Annotated in this window: 17 protein-coding genes; 8 read left to right on the top strand and 9 right to left on the bottom strand. The window is 65.3% G+C overall.

Annotated features, from left to right (window positions below; all coding sequences use genetic code 11):
* Positions 1 to 238 precede the first annotated feature (238 nt).
* Together KA354_18765 and KA354_18760 are read left to right on the top strand one after the other, a co-directional pair.
* Positions 239 to 2,242, top strand: a complete 2,004-nt coding sequence (locus tag KA354_18765) for a hypothetical protein (protein ID MBP7936690.1) — start codon at positions 239 to 241, stop codon at positions 2,240 to 2,242.
* A 90-nt stretch (positions 2,243 to 2,332) separates the two neighbouring features.
* The gene (locus KA354_18760; protein ID MBP7936689.1) at positions 2,333 to 3,547 is read left to right on the top strand and encodes a twin-arginine translocation signal domain-containing protein; all 1,215 of its coding nucleotides are present in this window, start codon (positions 2,333 to 2,335) and stop codon (positions 3,545 to 3,547) included.
* Positions 3,548 to 3,644: 97 nt separating this feature from the next.
* Here the strand turns inward: KA354_18760 and KA354_18755 are convergent, their stop codons facing one another.
* Positions 3,645 to 5,471 (bottom strand): Na+:solute symporter, encoded by a 1,827-nt coding sequence (locus KA354_18755; protein ID MBP7936688.1) that lies wholly within the window; start codon positions 5,469 to 5,471, stop codon positions 3,645 to 3,647.
* On the opposite strand from KA354_18755, the gene KA354_18750 reads away from it, so the two are divergent.
* Positions 5,470 to 5,634 carry a hypothetical protein gene (locus tag KA354_18750; GenBank protein MBP7936687.1) on the top strand — a complete coding sequence of 55 codons (165 nt, stop codon included), beginning with the start codon at positions 5,470 to 5,472 and terminating at the stop codon, positions 5,632 to 5,634. The genes KA354_18755 and KA354_18750 overlap by 2 nt on opposite strands.
* Here the strand turns inward: KA354_18750 and KA354_18745 are convergent, their stop codons facing one another.
* Together KA354_18745 and KA354_18740 are read right to left on the bottom strand one after the other, a co-directional pair.
* Positions 5,635 to 7,059: an AAA family ATPase gene (locus KA354_18745; GenBank protein MBP7936686.1), complete on the bottom strand. Its 1,425-nt coding sequence runs from the start codon at positions 7,057 to 7,059 to the stop codon at positions 5,635 to 5,637.
* Between the two features lie 118 nt (positions 7,060 to 7,177).
* On the bottom strand, positions 7,178 to 7,771 hold the full coding sequence (locus KA354_18740) for an arsenate reductase ArsC (GenBank protein ID MBP7936685.1): 594 nt from the start codon (positions 7,769 to 7,771) through the stop codon (positions 7,178 to 7,180).
* Here KA354_18740 and KA354_18735 point away from each other — a divergent pair.
* The 3 genes from KA354_18735 to KA354_18725 all read left to right on the top strand — a co-directional run bounded on the left by KA354_18735 (position 7,745) and on the right by KA354_18725 (position 10,416).
* On the top strand, positions 7,745 to 8,770 hold the full coding sequence (locus KA354_18735) for a bifunctional oligoribonuclease/PAP phosphatase NrnA (GenBank protein ID MBP7936684.1): 1,026 nt from the start codon (positions 7,745 to 7,747) through the stop codon (positions 8,768 to 8,770). The genes KA354_18740 and KA354_18735 overlap by 27 nt on opposite strands.
* Positions 8,771 to 8,778: 8 nt before the next feature.
* Positions 8,779 to 9,894: a 3-dehydroquinate synthase gene (gene aroB, locus KA354_18730; protein ID MBP7936683.1), complete on the top strand. Its 1,116-nt coding sequence runs from the start codon at positions 8,779 to 8,781 to the stop codon at positions 9,892 to 9,894.
* A gap of 96 nt (positions 9,895 to 9,990) precedes the next feature.
* Positions 9,991 to 10,416 (top strand): hypothetical protein, encoded by a 426-nt coding sequence (locus KA354_18725; protein ID MBP7936682.1) that lies wholly within the window; start codon positions 9,991 to 9,993, stop codon positions 10,414 to 10,416.
* A gap of 124 nt (positions 10,417 to 10,540) precedes the next feature.
* Here KA354_18725 and KA354_18720 read toward each other — a convergent pair whose 3' ends face one another.
* From KA354_18720 to cobA, 6 genes are all read right to left on the bottom strand, one after another.
* Positions 10,541 to 10,804: a ferredoxin family protein gene (locus KA354_18720; protein ID MBP7936681.1), complete on the bottom strand. Its 264-nt coding sequence runs from the start codon at positions 10,802 to 10,804 to the stop codon at positions 10,541 to 10,543.
* Positions 10,805 to 10,939: 135 nt separating this feature from the next.
* Entirely contained in the window at positions 10,940 to 13,423 is a 2,484-nt protein-coding gene (locus tag KA354_18715; GenBank protein MBP7936680.1) for a glycoside hydrolase family 2 protein, read from the bottom strand.
* A gap of 118 nt (positions 13,424 to 13,541) precedes the next feature.
* Positions 13,542 to 15,002: a hypothetical protein gene (locus tag KA354_18710; protein ID MBP7936679.1), complete on the bottom strand. Its 1,461-nt coding sequence runs from the start codon at positions 15,000 to 15,002 to the stop codon at positions 13,542 to 13,544.
* A gap of 17 nt (positions 15,003 to 15,019) precedes the next feature.
* Positions 15,020 to 15,427 (bottom strand): bifunctional nuclease family protein, encoded by a 408-nt coding sequence (locus KA354_18705; protein ID MBP7936678.1) that lies wholly within the window; start codon positions 15,425 to 15,427, stop codon positions 15,020 to 15,022.
* Between the two features lie 137 nt (positions 15,428 to 15,564).
* Positions 15,565 to 16,263, bottom strand: coding sequence for an MBL fold metallo-hydrolase (locus KA354_18700; GenBank protein MBP7936677.1), 699 nt, complete (start codon positions 16,261 to 16,263; stop codon positions 15,565 to 15,567).
* Complete coding sequence (cobA, locus tag KA354_18695; protein MBP7936676.1) at positions 16,254 to 18,116, bottom strand: uroporphyrinogen-III C-methyltransferase; 1,863 nt, start codon at positions 18,114 to 18,116, stop codon at positions 16,254 to 16,256. Before cobA ends, KA354_18700 begins: the two co-directional genes overlap by 10 nt.
* A gap of 40 nt (positions 18,117 to 18,156) precedes the next feature.
* Here cobA and KA354_18690 point away from each other — a divergent pair, with 40 nt between their 5' ends.
* Together KA354_18690 and KA354_18685 are read left to right on the top strand one after the other, a co-directional pair.
* Positions 18,157 to 18,804: a hypothetical protein gene (locus KA354_18690; GenBank protein ID MBP7936675.1), complete on the top strand. Its 648-nt coding sequence runs from the start codon at positions 18,157 to 18,159 to the stop codon at positions 18,802 to 18,804.
* Between the two features lie 91 nt (positions 18,805 to 18,895).
* On the top strand, positions 18,896 to 20,230 hold the full coding sequence (locus KA354_18685; protein MBP7936674.1) for a Gfo/Idh/MocA family oxidoreductase: 1,335 nt from the start codon (positions 18,896 to 18,898) through the stop codon (positions 20,228 to 20,230).
* The last annotated feature ends 123 nt before the right edge of the window (positions 20,231 to 20,353 follow it).

The raw sequence follows: 20,353 nt of genomic DNA, 5'->3' as shown, positions 1-20,353 counted from the left end.
GAAAGTCGAGCACGGTTGATCGCCGGAGACAGGAGAAGGGCGGACCGGCGCCGTTTTCTCCAACGACCCTGCGTTGCCCCCGCTCAGCGTGACCTGTCGATCTGGCCACCACCGACCGGCAATCGATTCGAACCGTTCCGTGCTGTACACTGTCCCCGACAGACCGGTTCGAAGGGGGCCCAGGATCCGCTTTCTGAAGCCTCGGTCGCCAGTTGTCGGTCCGAGAGGGTGGTCGTTCATGCCAACGTGCCGTCGCCTGATCATCGCCATCATCCTGAGCCTGACGCCGGTTACCTGGGGCGGGCCGGCAGCCGAGAACGTCTCCGAGGAATCCGCGCGGGAGTGGATTCGGTACCTCGTACCGCTGCCCAAGCGGGTCGAGCTGACCGCGGCGGTCACCGTGCCGGGGTCAGAGGTGGCCGTGGTCATTTCCGGGGGTGCCGATCGGCTCACATCCCAAGCCCGAGCGGAGTTGTACACGGTCTTGGGCAGTGACGCCGGGCGAGGCGGTACTCTCTCCTTCACGATCAGACTCTGGGTCGGCGGCGAGGAGGCCGCCCCGCTGGCCAAGCTGCCGCACCGCGACCAGGCTTACCTGATCCGCCCGACGGGCGACGGTACCGGCCTGCTGCTTGTCGGCGGTGGTGAGCGTGGGCTCCACTACGCCGCCAAGACGCTGCAGCAGTTGGTGAAGGCCAAGGCCGCCGGTGGGAAGGTGCGGATCCCGCTGGTCACGATCACCGACTGGCCGGACATGGAGGACCGCGGCTTCTGGGGAGCGGACAGTTCCATGCATCTTCGCTGGATGTCCGACCGGAAGCTGAACTATGACGAGCAGATCTCGCACTGTGGGGTGGACAAGGACAAGGTCTGCTTCGTCAGGTACGCGCCCTACAAGCAGCGAATGATCGACGAAGGCCCGACGTACGGGATCAATCCCGTGCCGGTCGTGCTGCACCTCGAGCAGCTCCAGAATTCAGGGCTTTTTGAAGCCTATCCGGAGCTGGCGGGCAAGAATGGGCGTCCGGGCTCGATCTGCTATTCGAACCCCCTGTTTGTTGACATTCTCTCGCAGTGGCTATTGCTCTGGCGTGGCAGACCGGGCGTGAAGGAGGTCGACGTCTGGATGGCGGAGAACCTCGGGGGTGAGAAGGGCTGCCAATGCGTGTCGTGTGCCGGGCAGGACCGCGACGTTTTGGAGGCCCGAGCGATCGTCGCCGCGTGGAAGAAAGCTCTGGACAAGCAGCCCGATCTCGGCCTGCGCATTTTGACCAGCGAGGAGACCGAGAAGAGCAATCCCGAGGTTTTTGCCGAGCTGCCCAAGGAGGTGAAGATCTGGTACTACCACAGCCTCTTCACCTACAACGCGAGCGAGAAGCCGATGATCCGGCCGTACCTGCTGGGGGCGATCAAGGAGGGCCGCTGGCTTGGTGTCTGTGCGAACGTCTGCGCGATCGTAGGCACCTACCAGCCGTTCACCGGGGCCCACTTCATTCACTTCCGCATGAACGAGTTCGTGGACAAGGGGCTGTCGGGTTTGCTCGGCTATCCCGTGCCCACCCTTGACCATGTACGGTTCAACGCCGAGGCCGCCGCGGAATGGTCCTGGAATGTCAAGGGCCGCTCGCCGCACGAGTTCGCCCTCTCGTGGGCGGTGCGCCAGGGCTTCAAGGATCCGGCCCGGTTCGCCGAGTGGTCCGATGTCCACGGCCCGGTGGCGTGGGACGTCTACGGGAGCGAGTTTCCATCGGGCGAGAAGCGCAGGTTTCCGGGCAAGGTTGCCGAACTGCTCAAACAGGGCAAGCTGCCCGAGCTGGGCTTCGTTCTGTGGGACGTGTATGCCCTGCCCTGGGGCGATATCAAGTCCGTCGAGCAACTGGAGGGCGACTTCGAGCACGCGGCGAGATCGGTCGAGCTCGCCCGCGGGCTGGGCATCCCCGAGTTTCTCCAGGAGAGCCTGGTGGTCCAGGGTTACGTCAACGCCCTCAAGGCTCTTTGGGAGCTGAAACGGATCGTTCATTCCGGCGTTGTGGCCGAGGTCGACAAGCCGGCCGCCGGCAGAATGTTCAAGATGTACCTAGAGGGACTGGAGCAGGCCCGTGCCGCCCTGCCCGCGTGGGAGGCAGCCATTCCGGAGCGTTGGTCGAGCCAGAAGTACACAGACGCCGCAGTCCGAGTCGTCACCGCGATGATTGCGGAGATGAAGGCGACGGCCGGCGAGCTTGGCTGTGACGGCCGGTAGGTTGCGTTCCGAGGCCTGTCCGCGGCGGCCTGGCCCTGACGGCCCTGGGGCATCTTCCAGACGGACTCAAGGCACGAAAGGACGTTTCTCATGGGACCAGTTGATCGACGGTCGTTCCTTCGCGGGTCTCTGGGTGTTGCGGCCGGTGTCGTGGCTGGTGGTGCATGCCCGGGGAGTCGGGCGCAGTCGGCGGAGTCTGACCTGCCTCGACCGTGTCCGCCTGGGGCGTGGCGCAAGCACGGTGTGGTCCTGGCCCCAACCGAGCCCTGGGAGGGTGACCACATCCAGAACTTCACCTGCCCCTGCGAGCCGCTCGACAGGAACGGTTGGCGGCTCTGGTACTCGGTCTGCGGTTCGACCAAGGCGTACACGATCGCTTACGCCGAGGGTGAGCCGGGCGGCCCGATGAAGAAGCACCCCGTCGAGGGCCGGTCCGGGCGGCCGGGCGACGGGCCCTTTGCCCTCGGCCATCTGCCCGACAGGTGGAATCCCGTCCAGGTGGTGCACCTCCGGCTGGGCGACGGCAAGCATCGGATCTACTTCTGGGCGCACGGTCCCGGGATTGCCCGCTACCTGGCGGCGGACAGCGAGGACGGGCACGGATACCGGGTTATCGATCCGCGGCGGCCGGTCCTGTACCACCCGCACGACCGGGCTGCTTTCGGTGTGCCTTCGCCGGACGGGCTCGTACTCCATAAGGCCCCCAGCAAGGACCGGCCGGCGGACGAGCCGCTCGCGCCCTCGCACCTGATCTCCAACGATGCCACGAACGTCTACCAGCTTCCTGACGGGTCGTTTGAGCTGTACTCGGTCGGGCTGGTCCAGGTTCCCAAGGACGACCCGGCCTACGTCGGGGAAGACAACGCCCCCGGCCTGCTCCGGGTCGTGGACCGTTATGTTTCCGCAGACGGCCTTCGCTTCGAGCAGCGTACCCGGATCATCCAGCGTGACGCCCGGGACCCGGCGGATCAGCAGTTCTACTACCTTGCGGTCACCCGAACGCCCCAAGGGCGGGTGGGCATGCTCGGCCACTATCGCGTCCGAGCCCAGACCATGGACCTGGAGTGGTGCTTCTCGGCCGACGGCCTGAAATGGGCACGCCCGCGGCGTACTCCGTGGCTGCCCCGCGGCGACAGGAGCCAGCCGGATTCGTACGGCATTTACGCGTCCAGCTCGATCGTGCCGCACCAGGGTCGGCACCACCTCTTCTACACCGGTGTGAACAGCGCTCACAACGAGAAGGATTCACACGGCAAGCCGAGAACCGTGGTCATGCTTGCCACCGCCGAATCGCTCTGGAGCTAGGCTGCGAGCTTGCGCCGACCGCTGGGCTTGCGGGTTTCATGCCAAGTTGGAGGCGATCCCATGAGCTTCATCGCCATTCCGGATCGGCGTGGGAGGCTCAGGTGGGCCTTCGCTCGCCGCCATTGCTCCACAGTATACCGATCACGCGAAGCAGGACCAGTCCGCTGACCACGAAGACGGCCAGCAGAACCAGGGCCATGCTCATGCGGCCATAGAGGAAGTTGCCGACGGTGAACAGCGACGACCAAATGACCGTGCAGCCGGCCACCCATCCGAGCAAGGCCAGGGGGATGTTCTCGTGGCTCGCCGCCGCCTCGGTATCGGGAATGCCCGCCTCCCGGCGGATTCGAGCCCAGCCGGGTCCGAACGGTCGGACCTTTTTGTAGAACTCGACGAGCGTCTTGCGGTCGGTCTGCGGGCCCAGGAAAGCAGTCAGGATCCAGCAGATGGTGGTGAAGGCGATGGTGACGAGCAAGGCATGATGCGTGCTGAGTGATACTCCGTTTTTCTTGGCGATGAGCAGCGCGATCGACGCCGCGAAAGAGCTCACCATCGCCACGACTTCACACCAAGCATTGATCCGCCACCAGAACCAGCGGAGCAGGTAGAGAAGGCCCGTGCCCGCTCCGATCTGGAGGATGATATCGAAGGCGTCCTTGGCCGAATCGAGCAGGAAGACTGTTCCCGCCGAGCACAGAAACAGGCCGACGGTGGTGCACCGCCCGACGAACACGTAGTGCTTCTCGCTGGCGTGAGTGTTGATGAAACGGTGGTAGAAGTCGTGTACCAGGTACGACGCTCCCCAGTTCAGATGGGTGAGGATCGTTGAGGAGTTGGCCGCGATCAGGCCGCCGACCATGAGGCCGATGAAGCCCGTGGGCAGGAACTTGAGCATGGCCGGGAAGGCGATATCGTGCCCGAGCAGGCTCGGGTCCATGTCCGGGAAGGCTTTCTGGATGTCGGACAACTCCGGGTAGACGAGCAGGGAGCAGAGGGCGACCAGAATCCATGGCCAGGGCCGCAGAACGTAGTGGGCGACGTTGAAGAACAGCACCGCCCCGAGGGAATCCTTCTCTGATTTGGAGGCGAGCATGCGTTGGGCGATATAGCTGCCGCCGCCCGGCTCGGCTCCTGGATACCACACCGCCCACCACTGGACCGCGATCGGCATCACGAAGACCGCGATGGCAATGTCCCAGTTGCTGGTGAAATCAGGCAGGATATTCAGGTAGTGGAGGGTGGACTTGCCATCGGGTGAAAGCCGGGGGTCGGACAGAGTGCTTACCAGGGTATCGAGACCGCCGACGTGCTTGACGGCGAAGTAAGCGGCGGCGATCACCGCGGTCATCTTGATGAAGAACTGGATCATATCGATGACCAGCACGCCCCACAGCCCGGAATGGGCGGCGAAGACCACATTCAGTACTCCAACGAGGAGCAGGGTGGTTTGCGGATCCAGGTCGAAAAGCAGGTTGGCGATCTTGCATGCCGCCAGGTTGACGGTGGCCATGATCACGCAGTTGAAGAAGAAACCCAGATACACCGAGCGGAATCCGCGGACTACGCTCGCGGCTTTGCCGGAGTAGCGCAGCTCGTAGAACTCCAGGTCAGTCATCACCCCGGATCGGCGCCACAGCCGGGCGTAGAAGAACACTGTGGCCACGCCGGTCAGCACGAAAGCCCACCAGCACCAATTGCCGGCCACACCCTGTCGGCGGACGATGTCGGTTACCAGGTTCGGCGTGTCGCTGCTGAAGGTGGTCGCGACCATGGAAAGGCCGGCGAGCCACCAGGGCACCGACCGGCCGGAGGCGAAGAACTCGGAGGTATCCTTGCCCGCCCGCTTGCCGAAGAACAGGGCCGGGATGAAACAGATGAACAGGGACGCGAGGACGATAACCCAGTCGATGAGCTGTAGCTTCATGGAATCCGCCGCCGTGTCGAGAGCCAGCCGGGAGCCGAATGGTGATCCCGAGGATGCCATGCCCGCGACGGCCATATCCGCCGGGGCGATGTTATCCTACAGGCTTTTCGGCCGGCGTGAAACCGGCTGGGGCGGCGAGTGGGTGAGGATCCGGGCGGCCTGATCACATGACCGTGAAGTAGACCGTGGCGGCGAAGTCCATATTCTCGCGGGTCATGGTGGCCGGTTCACCCTGATACTGGCAGCGGTTCCTGGCGAGGCTGATCAGGTCGCGGGGCTGGCAGCAGCGGAACGGCCGGCCGGTCTTGCGGTAGTGTTCCTCGATCACATAGTCGACCACGTCCTCCTGGTGTTCGACCTCGAGGATCCGGCACATCATCTTAAAGAGGGCTCGGAACTCCTCCTCGGTCGGGTCGAGGACGTTGATCTTGTAGGGAATACGGCGGAGGAAGGCCTCGTCGACCAGGTCCTTGGGCTCCAGGTTGGTGGAGAAGATCAGCAGCTGGTCGAACGGTACCTGGATTTTCAGACCGTTGGCCAGGGCCAGGAAGTCGTAGCGCTTCTCCAGCGGGATGATCCATCGGTTGAGCAGTTCGAAGGGGTTGATCCGCTGGCGGCCGAAGTCGTCGATGACCAGCGAACCGAGGTTGCTCTTGAGCTGGGTAGACGCCTCGCTGATCTTGGTGGTTTCGTTGTACCGGACCTCGAGGGCGTCCATGGTGAGCTCGCCGCCCACGATGATGGTCGGGCGTTTGATTCGGACCCAGCGCTCGTCGAGGGCATCGCTCTTGAGCATCCCCTGTTGACTCTGGGGGATTTCCTGGTGGATCTCGGCGTCGTACAAGCGGATGAGGAAGCCGTCCACGTGCAGTGTTCGGGGAATGTAGACCTCGGAACCGAAGCAGCGGGTGATGCGTTCGGCGATGGATGTCTTGCCGTTGCCGGGGAATCCATAGAGGAACATACCTCTTCCGGAGTTGATTGCGGGCCCCAGGGTGGCGAACATCTGGTCATTGATGAGCAGGTCGCCGAAGGCCTCGTTAAGGACCTCCTTGCTTGGTCGTTCGAGGGTGATGGACTGGGCTTTGACCGACTCGATATAGGTGGCCAGCGGCACCGGGGCGGCGCCGACGTACATCGATTCCTCGAGGCACTTGCGGGCCCGTTCGCGTCCGGCGTCGGTGAGCTGGTAGGTGAAGTCGCCCATCACTGCCGTGCCCACGTAACCAACCAGCTGCTGCTGTTTGAGGTCGGCCAGCCGCTCGACGACCGGTGGTCGGGGCAGGGCCAGGAGAGACGCGATCTTGGCTCCCGAAGCCGATCCCACCGCGTGCAGGTACTTGAAGATGATCGAGTCGACCATGGCGTCGGTCAGGCCGGCCTCGACCAGATTCTTGGGTGCCCGGGGCCGGAACATCGGCTGGTCGCCCGATTCGGCGACGAGGTCCAGTAACTCGGTGGCAGAGGTCGTGGTCGTCGCCACCGGTGCGACTGGCGGCATTGCCGGCCCGGGATTCGCGTTCTTTTGAGACTCTGCCCGGATGGGGAGCCCCAGGGACTTCATCAGGAGCGTCGTGTCTTTGTCCATATTGAGCGTATCGGAGCATCGACGTCGGGTCTTGAGGTCGTGGGAAGGGTCGTCACCCGAGACCCGGCGGCGCTCCGCAGGTCTCGTCGCGGTCGGCGGACGCTCTGATCATGGTCGTTCACAGGCGCGGGATGGTGTTCAACTCCCGCTCAAGCTCGGTCCTGCTCAGGTCCTCCAGCCGCAGTTCAATCAGCCGTCCGATCCAGCGGACCAGCGTGTCCACGGTCGTGTCAGCCAAGGCGTGTTTCTCGGCGAGTGTGCCGGGCGTGGTGACAGGGTCGGGCAGGCCCCAGTGGACGACGATCGGGTTCCCCGCCCATCGCGGGGGAATCACGCAGGCGGCCGCATCGCAGACCGTGATGATGATGTCCTGCTCGACCTCGAGCAAGTCTTCGAAGCTCTTGGATGACTGCCCGGCGAAGGACAGTCCTCGCCGCCGAAGGGCTTCCATGGCCAGGGGGTGGATCTGACCCATCGGGCAGATGCCCGCGCTGGCCGCGAGAAAGCGCTGGCCGCCCAGGTGCCGCAGCACCGCCTCGGCCATCTGCGATCGGCAGGCGTTGGCCGTGCAGATGAACAGGACCCGGAAGGGAGCACGCATCCCCCGATGATAGGTGCCGCGGCTCATGGTGCCAAGCCGCAGGCGCTTGCGGCCATGGCTCCGGCGGATTAACGTCCAGCCATCATGATCAAGCGAGGGATGCTCCAGCATGCGGGTCGGCTTCTGGCCGGCTGGCGGCGAACACTGATTCTCACCCACCAGCGGCCGGACGGTGACGGACTCGGTGCCGTGGTGGCCATGAAGCGGGTCATTGAAGCCGGCGGTCGCCAGGCAACGGCGATGGTATACGAGGAGGTGCCCGGCCGATATGCGTTCCTGGCTGATCCCGGCTTTTTCGAGCGGTGGTTGGGGGGCGATTTGGCCCAGCTCGACGCCCGTTTTGATGGTCTCCTGGTCCTCGATACCCGCAGCTGGGCGCAGGTCGAACCGGCGGGGGGATACCTGCGGGCCAGCTCGCGGCCGCGGATCATCGTCGATCACCATGCCACCGGGGATGAGCTCTCGGGCAAGGCCGCTTCGATTGTTGACCTGATCGATTCGACGGCGGCCTCGACGTGCACGCTGGTCCACGAATGGTGCGAGACGATCGGGGCGAGCCTGGACGCTCAGGCGGCGCAGGCCCTGCTGGTCGGCATGACCACGGACACGGGTTGGTTCCGGTTCTCGAACACTGACGGGCGGACGCTGGCCGCGGCGGCGGCGTTGGTTGAGGAATCGGGGGCCCGTCCGGAAGAGCTCTTTGCCCGGCTGTACGAGTCCTGGTCTCCAGCTCGACTCCGGCTCAAGGCCCTGGCCCTGGCCAGCCTCGAACTCCACGCCGACAACACTCTGGCGGTCATGCATCTGGACCCGGACATGTTCCGTCGGGCCGGAGCGACGTCCGCCGATTCCGAGGAGCTGGTCAATGAGCCGATGAGCACCGCATCGGTCGCGGTGTCGGTTCTCCTGATCCAGCAGGACGATGGTCGGATCCGGGCGAACTTCCGCAGCAAGTCGCCTCAGGTCTGCGGGCGGGACGTGGATGTGTCCGCAGTCGCCGAGTCGTTTGGTGGCGGCGGGCATCGCCGGGCGTCGGGTGCGAAGATCGAGGGCGACCTGGCCGGCGTTCGTGAACGGGTGGTCAAGGCGCTGATGGAAGCGAGTAGATAGCGACTCCGATGGGCGATTCGTCACCTGCACGCACGGTTTGGGTTGAGGTACAGCCGCGGCGGTATCCGGTGATCATTCGCCCCGGTGGGCTAGCGTCATTGGGCGCGATCCTGGCGGAGCATCTCAAGGCTCCGCGGGCGTTTCTGATCACCGACCGCAACGTAGGGCCGCTGTACGCGGACCAAGCCGCCGCCGCCCTGCGCGAGGCGGGTTTTGAGCCGACGGTGTTCGCGGTCGAGCCGGGCGAAGGTTCGAAGAGCCTGCAGACTGCCGGCCGGATCTACGATGCCCTGGCGGCGGCGAAGATCGATCGGGCCTGTCCGGCGGTATCGCTCGGGGGTGGCGTGGTCGGAGACCTGACCGGTTTCGTGGCCGCCACCTGGCTCCGGGGGATCCCCTTTGCCCAGTGCTCGACGACGGTGGAAGCCAACGTCGACGCGAGCGTCGGGGGCAAGACGGCGGTGAATCATGCCAGCGGGAAGAACATGATCGGGGCCTTCTATCAGCCGCAGTTCGTGCTCATCGATCCTGACACGCTCAGGACCCTGAGCGAGCGCGACTACCGGGCCGGCCTGGCTGAGAGCATCAAGCACGCGGTCATCCGCGACGCGGACTTCTTCGACTGGCACGAGCGGCACGCGGACGAGATACGGACCTGCCAGGTGGATTGCCTGCCGGAGCTGTTCGAGCGCAACGTGCGCATCAAGGCGGAGATCGTCGCCCGTGATGAGCGTGAGATCACCGGCCTGCGGGCGCTGCTGAACTTCGGGCACACCGTGGGGCACGCGATCGAGTCGGCCATGGCCCGGCGCGGTCGGCCGTGGCGGCACGGTGAGGCCGTGGCGGCCGGCATGGTTGCGGCCGCGGAGATCGCCGTGGCGGCGGGAAGACTGGATCGGGCCGCTGCCGAGCGGATCGTCGAGTTGATCGGACGCGTCGGCTTGCCGACCGCCGCGCCGCTGGCCGACGCCCACGATGAACTGTGGCGGCTCATGCAGGCCGACAAGAAGGTCAGCGCCGGCAGACTGCGGTTCGTTCTGGCCGACGCCATCGGCCGGGCGAGGCTGTACGACGACCTTCAGCCCCCGTGGATCCAGGCCGGCGTCGCGCGGGCGGCCGGCTGAGATGCTCACCGCCGCCCTCTGCACCATTGCATTTGGCCGCGGCGCCCGGTAGAGTGCGAGCCTTGCCATGACGGACGTACTGGAAAGGAAACCACGATGAAAACGACATCCAGGGCGGTTATTCGAGGGCTGAGTCTGCTCACTCTCGCCATGGTGCTTTCAGCCTTGCTAACCGGTTGCGGCAAGAAGGACGAGGAGCCCAAGGTCGGCACCCGATCTGGCAAAGTCGCTTCGTACGACAAGGCGACGGGCGTAGTCCAGATGAAGGTTTTCGATCCCGACCGCAAGGAAGAAGTCACCGTTCCGGGCATCCTCGGGCCACAGGTCGAAGTGATCATCAACGGCGCGATCGCGACGCTGGACGACGTCAGGATTGACGACAAGGTCAAAGTGACCGGGACGAAGGTCAAGGAGGACGGCAAGCGGAAGTTCATTGTCAAGAAAGTGGAGGTCGAGCGGCCGATGGCCGACACTCAGCCGTCATCGGCCTCGGCGCCGGCCAGCTCGGCCGACGGGGAGTAACCCGCCTCGCGTGCATCACTGGGAGGCGCCTGCACAGGAGCCCAGCGGCCGACGATCGATCGCCGCCATCTCCGTCGCACCTGGCGCCCCCCGGAGCCGGGACGGGCGGATTCCTGACCAGGCATTACCTGTCCTTGAAATACGCCGTGTTGATCTGGGCGTACTTCTGCCACTCAGCGGGGAGTTCCTCTTCCGGAAAGATGGCCTTGACCGGGCACTCGTCCACACACAGGCCGCAGTCGATGCACGTTTCCGGATCGATGTAAAGTTGGGGTGCGGTGGCGAAATCGGCCTCTTCCTTGGTAGGGTGAATGCAGTCCACCGGGCAGACCGCCACGCACGCGGTGTCCTTGGTGTTGATGCAGGGTTCGGCGATGTAGTGAGGCATGGATTCCTCCAGCAAGCACGGTCCGGCCCGGCGGTGATTCGTCATGCGAAGCCCGGGACGAACGATTTCCTGCGATTATAGTAGTGACCGGTGGCGGGACAAGGGCCCCTGGGCATTCCACGGAGCCCGAGCGGCTCATCTCGTTGCCAGGGATCGCAGGCTCAATTCTCGTTTGAACGACTGGGCTGAAGGCAGACCGGCCCGCGGCACCCAATAGACTGTTCGTTCTTGGCCGGGTGGCAAGTCAAAGAAGTTGTCTGAAAAACGGCCCTCCCACCGATCGGCTGCCAATTCGAGGCCTCGGACCGCGACGCGGCTCCGGATGTCGATGCGCATCGCTCCGCGTTCGGCCCGGACGCTCGGTCGCAGATTGGGGGAGGGCCACTCGATGTACTTGGCCGGGCTGAAGTAGTGGATGTTCTCGGAGAGCATCTTTCGCCCGCTGAGCAGGCGGACGTGGACCAGTTCCTGGTCCGGGTGGGACAGCCCGAGTTCGCCGTACGCGAGGGTCGCGACGCGCCGCGACCTGTTGGCCGGCAGGCGCAGGTTCATCCTTCGACGGTGGAGCAGCCGTCCGCTCATCGTCCAGGCGGCGGTCTCCAGTCTCGCCGCCCGCCCCGTCGCGGCATCGCTGGTCACCCAGACCTCCAGGTCGGTGGGCCCGTAGACCGTCTTGCCGACCGGCCGCAGGCTGACCAGGACAGGGGAATAGAACCTGCGAGTAGCGTACCAGAGCCCCTTGGGGCGACCCTGCGAATCCACTGCTGACCAACTGGCGACTGGCCAGCAGTCGTTGAACTGCCAGTAGAGAACTCCCCCGGTCGTCGCCGGCCAGAGCCGCCGCCAGTGCTCGACGCCGGTCTTGATCGCCTCGGCCTGGGCGATCTGGGAAAGATAGACGTACTCGTCGAGATCCCTGGGCACGCCGTAGCCATGAGCCAGGAACTTCATGTTCCGCGGATGCCCGTCCTCGCACTTGTTGTGATGGTCGATGACTCGGCTGAACAGGTGGCGATCTTCGGGGGCGGTGAACTCGCGGATCGTCCTGGCCGCGGGCATGCTCTGAAAGCCGAACTCACTGACGAAGCGGGCCTTGCTGTCGTGGTACTTTTCCGGGTTCTGCCAGAAGATGTAGACCGACCACTCGTGCCGGTCGCCGACGTTCGGGTCGTTGGCGCTGGAGCCGCCGTATGGGCTGCCCGGCCAATACGGCCGTGACGGGTCGAGCTTGGCGCAGGCCGCCGGGAGAATCTTGTCGTAATACACTTCGCCGAAGCGGCCCGGTCGCGGCGGCCACCACTCGTCGAAGCCCCATTGGTTCTCGTTGCATCCGCACCACAAGGCCAGCGACGGATGGTTGCGCAGACGCCTGATCACGTGTTCGGCCTCACGGCGCACCCTGGCCTGGAGGGCCTTGTCTTCCGGATACTCGGCACAGGAGAACATGAAGTCCTGCCAGACCAGAATGCCCAGCTCGTCGCAGATCGAGAAGAACGTCGGCGTCTCGTAGATTCCGCCGCCCCACACCCGCAGCATGTTCATATTTGCATCCCGGGCGTCGGTCAGCCTGGCCCGGTAGCGGTCCGGCGTGAATCGCGGCAGGAAGCTGTCGCCGGGAATCCAGTTCGCTCCCTTGCAGAACATTGTCCGGCCGTTGACCCGGAAGCCAAAAGACTCGCCCTGGGAATCCTTGCGCCGGACCAGCTCCACCGACCGCAGACCGATGCGACACGTGCTGGCGTCGGCCGCCACCCCATCCACCTCGAGGGTGGCCGCCAACTGGTACAGGTCCTGCCGACCCATGCCCACCGGCCACCAGAGCCGCGGCCGATCGACCACCATTCGCGAGCGGAGCGACTGCGCGCCTTTCTTGAGCCGGGCGCGGATCAGGGCGTGCCCGGCCCGGTGGTCGGATTCAACCAGGTCGAGCTTCACCACCGCCCGGCCGGCGACATGGGCGTCGATCTCAATCTCGACGTCGAGCACCGCCTGCTTCTGCGACAGGCTGACGGTTCGCGCGCCCAGATCGCGAATTTCGGCCGATTCGATCCCGCGAAGCCGCACGGATTGCCAGATTCCGCTGGTCATCAGCCGCGGACCCCAGTCCCAGCCGCCTGAGTACTGGGCCTTACGGATGAAGTTGCGCGGCTCGAAGAACATGGACTTGTACTGCGTCTTGGAGCGGTCGGCGAGCCGCTGAGCTTCTCGCCGGGGTGAGGCGAACTCGACCTCGAGTGTGTTCGTTCCCGGCCTCAGGAACCGATCCACCCGGAACCGCCAGTCGTGAAACATGTTGTCGGTCGTGCCGACCTTCCGACCGTTGAGGCGAATGGTCGCGAAGGTGTCGAGTCCGTCGAAATCCAGGAACAGGGCTCGCGAGGTGTTGAGGACCTCGGCGGGGGCGTTGAACGTCCGCCGGTAGACCCAATCGCAATCCTCCACCCAGCGGACATCGAGCTCGTTCATGCGGTAGAACGGATCCTCGATCTCCCGGTTGGCGAGGAGGTCGGTGTGGACGGTGCCGGGCACGGTGGCCGGCAGCCATCGTGGTATCCGCTTGTTCCCCGGTCCGGCCTGAGTGAACTCCCAGGTGCCATCCAGCTGGATTGACCGATTCATGCTGATCGCTTTCTTCCCTGCGCGGCCGGCCTTCACCCCGCCGGGACCCGGGCAGACCTTGAGCCGGACCCATATTCCGGCAGCCCTACCCAACCGGCTGGAGAGCCGCTGAGAGGAGTCAGTCGAGGTATCGAACGCCGAAGGCGGTTGCGCCGGGCGAGCTTCCCCGCAGAACCGTCGCGGTCTTGCCGGTCTTGGCCGCATAGGCGGCACAGGCTTCGTCCAAGGTTGCCTGAGCCGTGGGCGTATCGGTCATCAGCACGGCGACCGCGCCCCCGCAGCCCCCGCCGGTCACCTTGGCCCCGAACAAACCCTTGGCGACCCCTGCCCCCCGTATCAGACTGACCAACACGTCGGTTTCAATGCTGCCCATCCCGCAGCGCTGCCCGTAGCTCCAGTGAGAGGCGTACATGAGTTCGCCGGCCTCGGTCAGGGTAACGCGATCCTGGGTTCGCCGCACCCGGGCCAACCGCTCCAGGAAACGATGTGTGCGGTCGTTCTCGTAGATGTGATGTTCGGTACGCGAACGAATCTTGTAGATCCGGCCGGGGTCCACCGACGCCGCCAGATCTTCCGGCGGGTCGTACTCCCCGAGGAAATCACGGCCTTTCATCTTGACCGGAAGCTCGTTGCGGAATCGCCGGACGTATTCGCTCGGAGCGATGTTTGCCAGATAGCCGCCCAGTGGGTCTCCGTTCGTGCCGGAGGTCCGCATGAGTCGTTCGATGAAGAACTTGCCGATCAGCGCCGAAACGCGGTTGTCGGCATAGCGCTGGTCGTAGATTGGAAGCCGGACCCCGCTGTCCACCGCGGCGAACCTGACATCCTGCGGGAGGGTGAGGGTGCCCATCATGGTGTCCGACTGGCAGCGGATCTGGAGCAAGACACCGGTCTCCCCCCACAGACAGGTCTGGTGATCGACCAGGCCGGGCTGGGCCCCGACCACGTGGGTGTTGGCCTCCCGGCAGACGGACAGCAACTGCCCGTCGGAGATCTCGACTTCGAGCACGGCGACCAGGGCCTTGGCGACCGCCACCTGAATGGCCGAAGACATTCCCAGTCCCGCCCGGGCGGGGACGTCGGACTGGATCACCAGCGACAAGCCGCCGCCGAAATGCGGCACCAGGCCCGCTCGCAACATTCCGAGGCACACGCCAGCGATATGCCGCACCCATGGCGACGTCTCGAACTGGGCGGCCAGTGCCGACGGCGTGGCCACCCGCCCGTCCGCCTGGTACAGCGCGGCCAGCGGAAACTCCGCCTCGGCCGGCTGGCCGGATTCGGTCACGCCGAGGGATCGTAGGACGATCTTCTGGTCCTCCCGCCGTCCGGCGGCCACATAGACGCCCCGGCCCAGCGGCAGTTGAAGGGCCAGGGCACCGCTGAAATCGGCCATGCCGCCCATGCAATCGAGCCGCCCCGGGGCCCGGGTGACGACCATCGGGCGACCCTGGTCGGACGGCCAGCGTGAGCGGCAGAACTCCGCGAAGTGCAGGAAACCCGCCTCAAGCACGTTCTGGGTCGCCGTCGCACTCGTCGTCCCCACTGTTGCCTCGTCCACCGCTGCGGAACCCGCCATATCCTCGAACCTTCCCTTCACGAGTCGGTTGGCTCACATACCTGCTGCAAGACGCTCTCTTCCACGTAGATCGGCGTGTCGCTGGCCACTCCAAGGGCGATGGCATCCGACGGCCGAGAGTCCACCTCGATCAGCTTCCCGTTCTGCCGGATCACCAGCTTGGCGTAGAACGTGTGCTCCCGAAGGTCGTGAACAACGATTTTCTCCAGCTCGCCGTTCAGGTCCCCGATCACATTGGCCAGCAGATCATGGGTCAGCGGCCGAGGCAATGGGGTGCTCTTGACGCGGCGGTCGATGGCCATGGCTTCCGTCAACCCGATCATGATCGGGAAGTGCCGGGCGCCGTCGCGCTCCTTCAGGACAATCATCTGTTGCTCGCTGGTATCGCTGATCACGATCCGAGCGAGGTCCATGCGGACTTCCATGACGTTCTGCTCCGATGGAGGCGAGACTAACTGTGCGGCCAGACAGTGTCAAGCAACGCGCGGGCTTTGATTCGAGCGCGTTTTTCCGCCATCTCTGAGCCAGGGCCAAGTACTTGACAAATGCGATCTTAGGACTCCTATCGCCCGAATACCGCGAAGGCGTTGTCGTGCCCGGGGATAATCTCGTCGGCCACCTCGAGAATGTCCATGAACGAGCGCTTGGCCTCCTCCACGTCCTCGGCGTGCTCCCAGACGCGTCCGCCTTCGAAGTAGTCGCGCGTCACGACCGCATCTCCGGCGACGATGGTGGTGCGAGCCGGGCCGGCCAGCAGCAACCCGGAGGCCCCGGGCGTCACGCCGGCCGTCGGATACAGGTGCACCGCTGGGGTGAGCTTCTCGGGTGCCGACTGAACCCTCTCCAGCAGCGACTCCTCGGCGCCGATCAAGCCCAGGAGTTCCTCCTCGGACTGACCTTTCCCTGCCGGACCTTCGTCGAGCAGATTCCGTCTCATCTCCGCCAGATGGCGTCGCATCGCTTCGATCTCCGGCTCGTGCATGAGCCAGGTCGACTTGCTCAGCGCCGGCAGGGCTCGGCGGTGGGCGGGCCGGAAGTTGGTCAGGAATACGGTGTCGATGTCGCCGACGCCGATACCAGCCCGTTCGTCCAGCCGTCGAACGAGCAGTTCGGCCGGCAGTCCGGGATCGATCAGGATGGCGGTCGACCCGCTGCGAACCAGGGTGGTGGTCGAATGAGCCACTCGCCTGGCTTCCTGCTCATTCCAGAACCGGTTCCGGCTCAGCGTGCCGATGCTGACAATGGTATGGTTCAATGACATCCGTGCCGCCCCGCCGCCGCGACGATGGCCGCCACCAGGCCGGCCACGTCATGCGAATTGGCCTCGGCGCTCTCGACATACCCGGCCTGCCGGATTGCCCGCGTGGTGACTGGTCCGATACCGGCCAGCTTGATCGTCCGCAGCCGCTCCGCCCGCTCCCGGCCGATCAATTTCAACAGGTTCACGAACGACGAGGGACTGGTGAGCGCGATCCAGTCGATGTGGCCGGCATCAAAGGCCTCGAGGAAGCTGCCGGGCAGGGATTCGGGACAGGCCGTCCGGTAGATGGGCAAGTCATCGCAGACCGCTCCCGCCTCCCGGAGGGCCTGGGGCAGCTGTGGCCGGCCGAGATCGGCCCGCAGTAGAAGCACCCGCTGGCCGCGCACCCCACGCTGGGCCAGAGTCTCCGCGAGGACGTCGCCCACCGCTTCGCCCGGAACGAGATCGGCGCGAAGCCCCCGCTCCAGCAGCCTCCCGGCGGTGGCTGCCCCCACCGCGGCGACCCGAACGCCGCCGAGGGCCCGAGTATCACCGCCCACGGCTTCGAGACGATCCCACAGGGCATCGACCCCATTGACGCTGGTTACCACCAGCCAGGAGTACTGGGCGATCGACCGCAGGGCCTGATCCACCGACCAGTAGTCATCCAGCTCGGCGATCTCGATCGTCGGGGCTTCGATGACTTCGGCTCCCGCGGCGGCCAGGGCCCCGGCCAGGGTGCCGGCCTGGTCGGGGGCCCGAGTGACCACGACCGTCTTGCCGAACAAGGGGCGACGCTCAAACCATTCGATGCTCTCGCGCAGCCGCACCGTCTGGCCGATGACCACCATGGCTGGCGAACCCAGCTCGTCGATCTCCTCGGCCCGATCGGCGATATCCCCGAGCGTGCCGACGACGGTGCGCTGCTGAGGCCGTGTGCCCCAGTGAATGACCGCGGCCGGAGTGCTGGCGGACAGGCCCGCCTCGATCAGTCCCTGACAATTCTCCTCGATGTTTTTGAGACCCATGTAGAAAACCACGGTCTCCATCCGGGCCAGAGCGGCATAGTCGGGCGGATGGGGGTCATCCGGCTCGGCATGGCCGGTGACCAGGGCCAGCGACCGGCTCAGTCCCCGGTGGGTGAGCGGGATACCGGCGGTCGCCGGTGCCCCGGACGCGGCGGTGATTCCCGGAACGACCTCGTATCGAATGCCGGCCTCGGCGAGCCGCAGGCACTCCTCACCTCCCCGGCCAAACACGAAGGGGTCGCCGCCTTTGAGGCGGACCACGCGTTTGCCGGCCCGGGCGTGACGGATCAGGGCGGCATTGATCTCGTCCTGCGACCAGGCATGCTGACCCCGCCACTTGCCCACAAAGACTCGTTCCGCGTCCGGCCGGGTGATATCCAGCAACTCCGGTCCGACCAGCAGGTCATGGAGGATGACATCGGCCTGACTCAGCCGCACCGCCCCTCGCACCGAGATCAGGGCGCTGTCGCCCGGTCCAGCGCCGACCAGGGCCACGGTACCGGGTTCGAACTCGCCGACCCCGCCGGCCAGGCGTTCAAGGGCTTCCAGATGTGCCGTCCACACTCCGATGACCCGCCTCCCGCCGTCGAGCTGATCGCCTTGTCCCCGCTCCAGGGCATCAGTAGAATAACCGCCTTTGAGGCAAGCCGAAACCGGACCGCCGTGCTTTCCACGAGGAGGACCTGTGAACAGGATCGCCCGATCGATACTCGCCTCGGCTACCCTGCTGGCCGCTGCCTGCGGCTTGGCCATGGCCGTTGCTTCCGCCGCCGAGCCGGCCTCGAAGCCGCCCGAATCCGCGCCCGGCCCCTCCTCCGCGCCGGCCGGAAGGATCGATCCGGCCATCGACAGAATCCTCGACCGCCTGGAACGCAAGGGCGATACCGTGGACAGCATCGAAGCGGTCATCGAGTTCACCAAGATTGATCCGGCCCTGGACGAGACCCAGGAGTACAAGGGCATCTTGCGCTTCAAACAGGCCAAACCCAACCCCCGGTTCTTCATTCGCTTCGACGAGCACAAGCAGGACAAGGTCGTCAAGAAGAAGAAGCAGTGGCACGTCTTCGACGGCCAGTGGTACATCGAAACCCGCGATGACAGCAACGTGATCACCAAGCGACAGATGGTCCGGCCGGGCGAGGCCCTGGAAGTCTTCAAGCTGGGCCGCGGCCCGTTCCCGCTTCCCTTCGGGCAGAAGAAAGCCGACATCCTCAAGCTCTTCAGCGTAGCCCTGGCACGGCCGGGGCCCAAGGATCCTCCCCAGACCGACCACCTGGCCTGCACACCGCTGCCCAACACGGACCTGGCCAAGAAGTACGCCACGGTTCATCTCTATATCGACAGGGCGCTGGATCTGCCGATACGCGTCCAGACGGTTGAGAAGGAGGAAGAGAAGGAGATCATCGCCAGCTTCTCCTCCATTCGATTGAACACCGGCATGGTGGCCAGCCAGCTCGACATGCCCCCCATGCCGGACAAGCAGATCGACACCATCCCGCTCGAGGCTGATGCCAAGGATGGCGCGGGCCGCTAGCAGGTTGCCGACCGGCGGCGGTATTCTCGACGGGGGTTGTGGTTTGAAATCAGGAGTCATCAGGCCCACCCGTCCGGGAGGTACGCTACGTATGACCATCCGATCGAATCGCAGGAGGTTTCTCAAGACCGCCGCGGCCAGTGGAGTAGGGGTTCTGCTCCTCCCCCGGCACACCGTCATCGGCTTTGCCGCCAACGAGAAGCTCGATCTCGCCTTGGTCGGCGCGGGCGGCCAGGGGGCGTCGAACGCTGGCAACGTCGCCTCGGAAAACGTCGTGGCGATCTGCGACGTGGACACACCCTACGCCGAGAAATCGTTCAAGCAGTTCGACAAGGCCAAGCCGTTCGTCGATTTCCGCAAGATGCTCGACAAGATGGACAAGGCGATCGACGCGGTGGTGGTCAGCACGCCCGACCACACCCACGCGGTGATCGCGGTCGCGGCCATGAAACGCGGCAAGCACGTCTATTGCGAAAAGCCGCTCACCCGGACCGTGGGCGAGGCCCGGGTCATGCGCGAGACGGCGGCGAAGTACAAGGTCGTCACCCAGATGGGCAACCAGGGCTCGGCCAGCGAGGGTCTTCGCCGAGCGGTGGAACTCGCCACCGGCGGCGCGGTCGGCACGATCCAGGAAGCGCATGTCTGGTTCAACGGCGGCAACGGACCCCGAAACCGCCCCAAGGACAAACCGCCGGTCCCGGCGGGTCTGGACTGGGATCTCTGGCTGGGGCCGGCCCCGGTCCGACCGTATCATCCGCAGTACGTTCGCGGCAAATGGCGGGACTGGCGAGCGTTTGGCACCGGCACCATGGGCGACTTCTGGTGCCACACGGTGAACCTCGCCTTCCGGGGGCTCCAGTTGGGTCTCTTGTGGCAGCCCGCGCCCGGCACGTCGGCCGGCGTCATCCGCGTCGAGGGTGAGGCCTCGGAAATCAATCCGGAGACCTACCCGAAGTGGGCGAAGGCCCGTTACCAGTTTCCGGCCCGCGGCAACCTGCCACCGGCCAAGATGACCTGGTACAACGGCGGGCCTCGGCCACCCGGCGAGGCCTTGCCCGAACACGCCGTGACCGAGCACGGCTGCGCCCTGGTCGGGGCGAAGGGCACGGTCTTCTCGGATTGCCCGTGGAACACCCGGTACAAGCTTCTCCCGGAGAAGAGATACGCCGGCTTCAAGGGCCCGCCCAAAACCCTGCCACGGTCGCCCGGCCACCACGCCGAATGGATCAAGGCCTGCAAGGGCGGCCCCGGGACGTTCTCTCCGTTCGACATCGGCGGCCCGCTGACCGAGATCGCCCTGCTCGGCGGGATCACCCTCCTCGTCGGTGAGCCGATCGAGTACGACCCGGTGGCGGGCAAGATCGTCAACTCCCCCAAGGCCGATGCCCTGCTGCACCGCGAGTACCGCCCGGAATGGACGCTCTAGCCCAAGTTACTGAGTTTGGCAGCGTCAGTGGTCCTGGCGATAGCGCCAAGGCCGTTTCCTTCTGAAAGTCTTCACTACATTTGCGCAGCCTCTTCGAGGTATCGCAGCCGCTGGGGCATGGTC

Source organism: Phycisphaerae bacterium (assembly GCA_018003015.1).
In the GTDB taxonomy this organism is placed as follows: domain Bacteria; phylum Planctomycetota; class Phycisphaerae; order UBA1845; family PWPN01; genus JAGNEZ01.
Note: the sequence above shows the minus strand (reverse complement) of the source record. Positions and strands in the feature narration are given on the sequence as shown.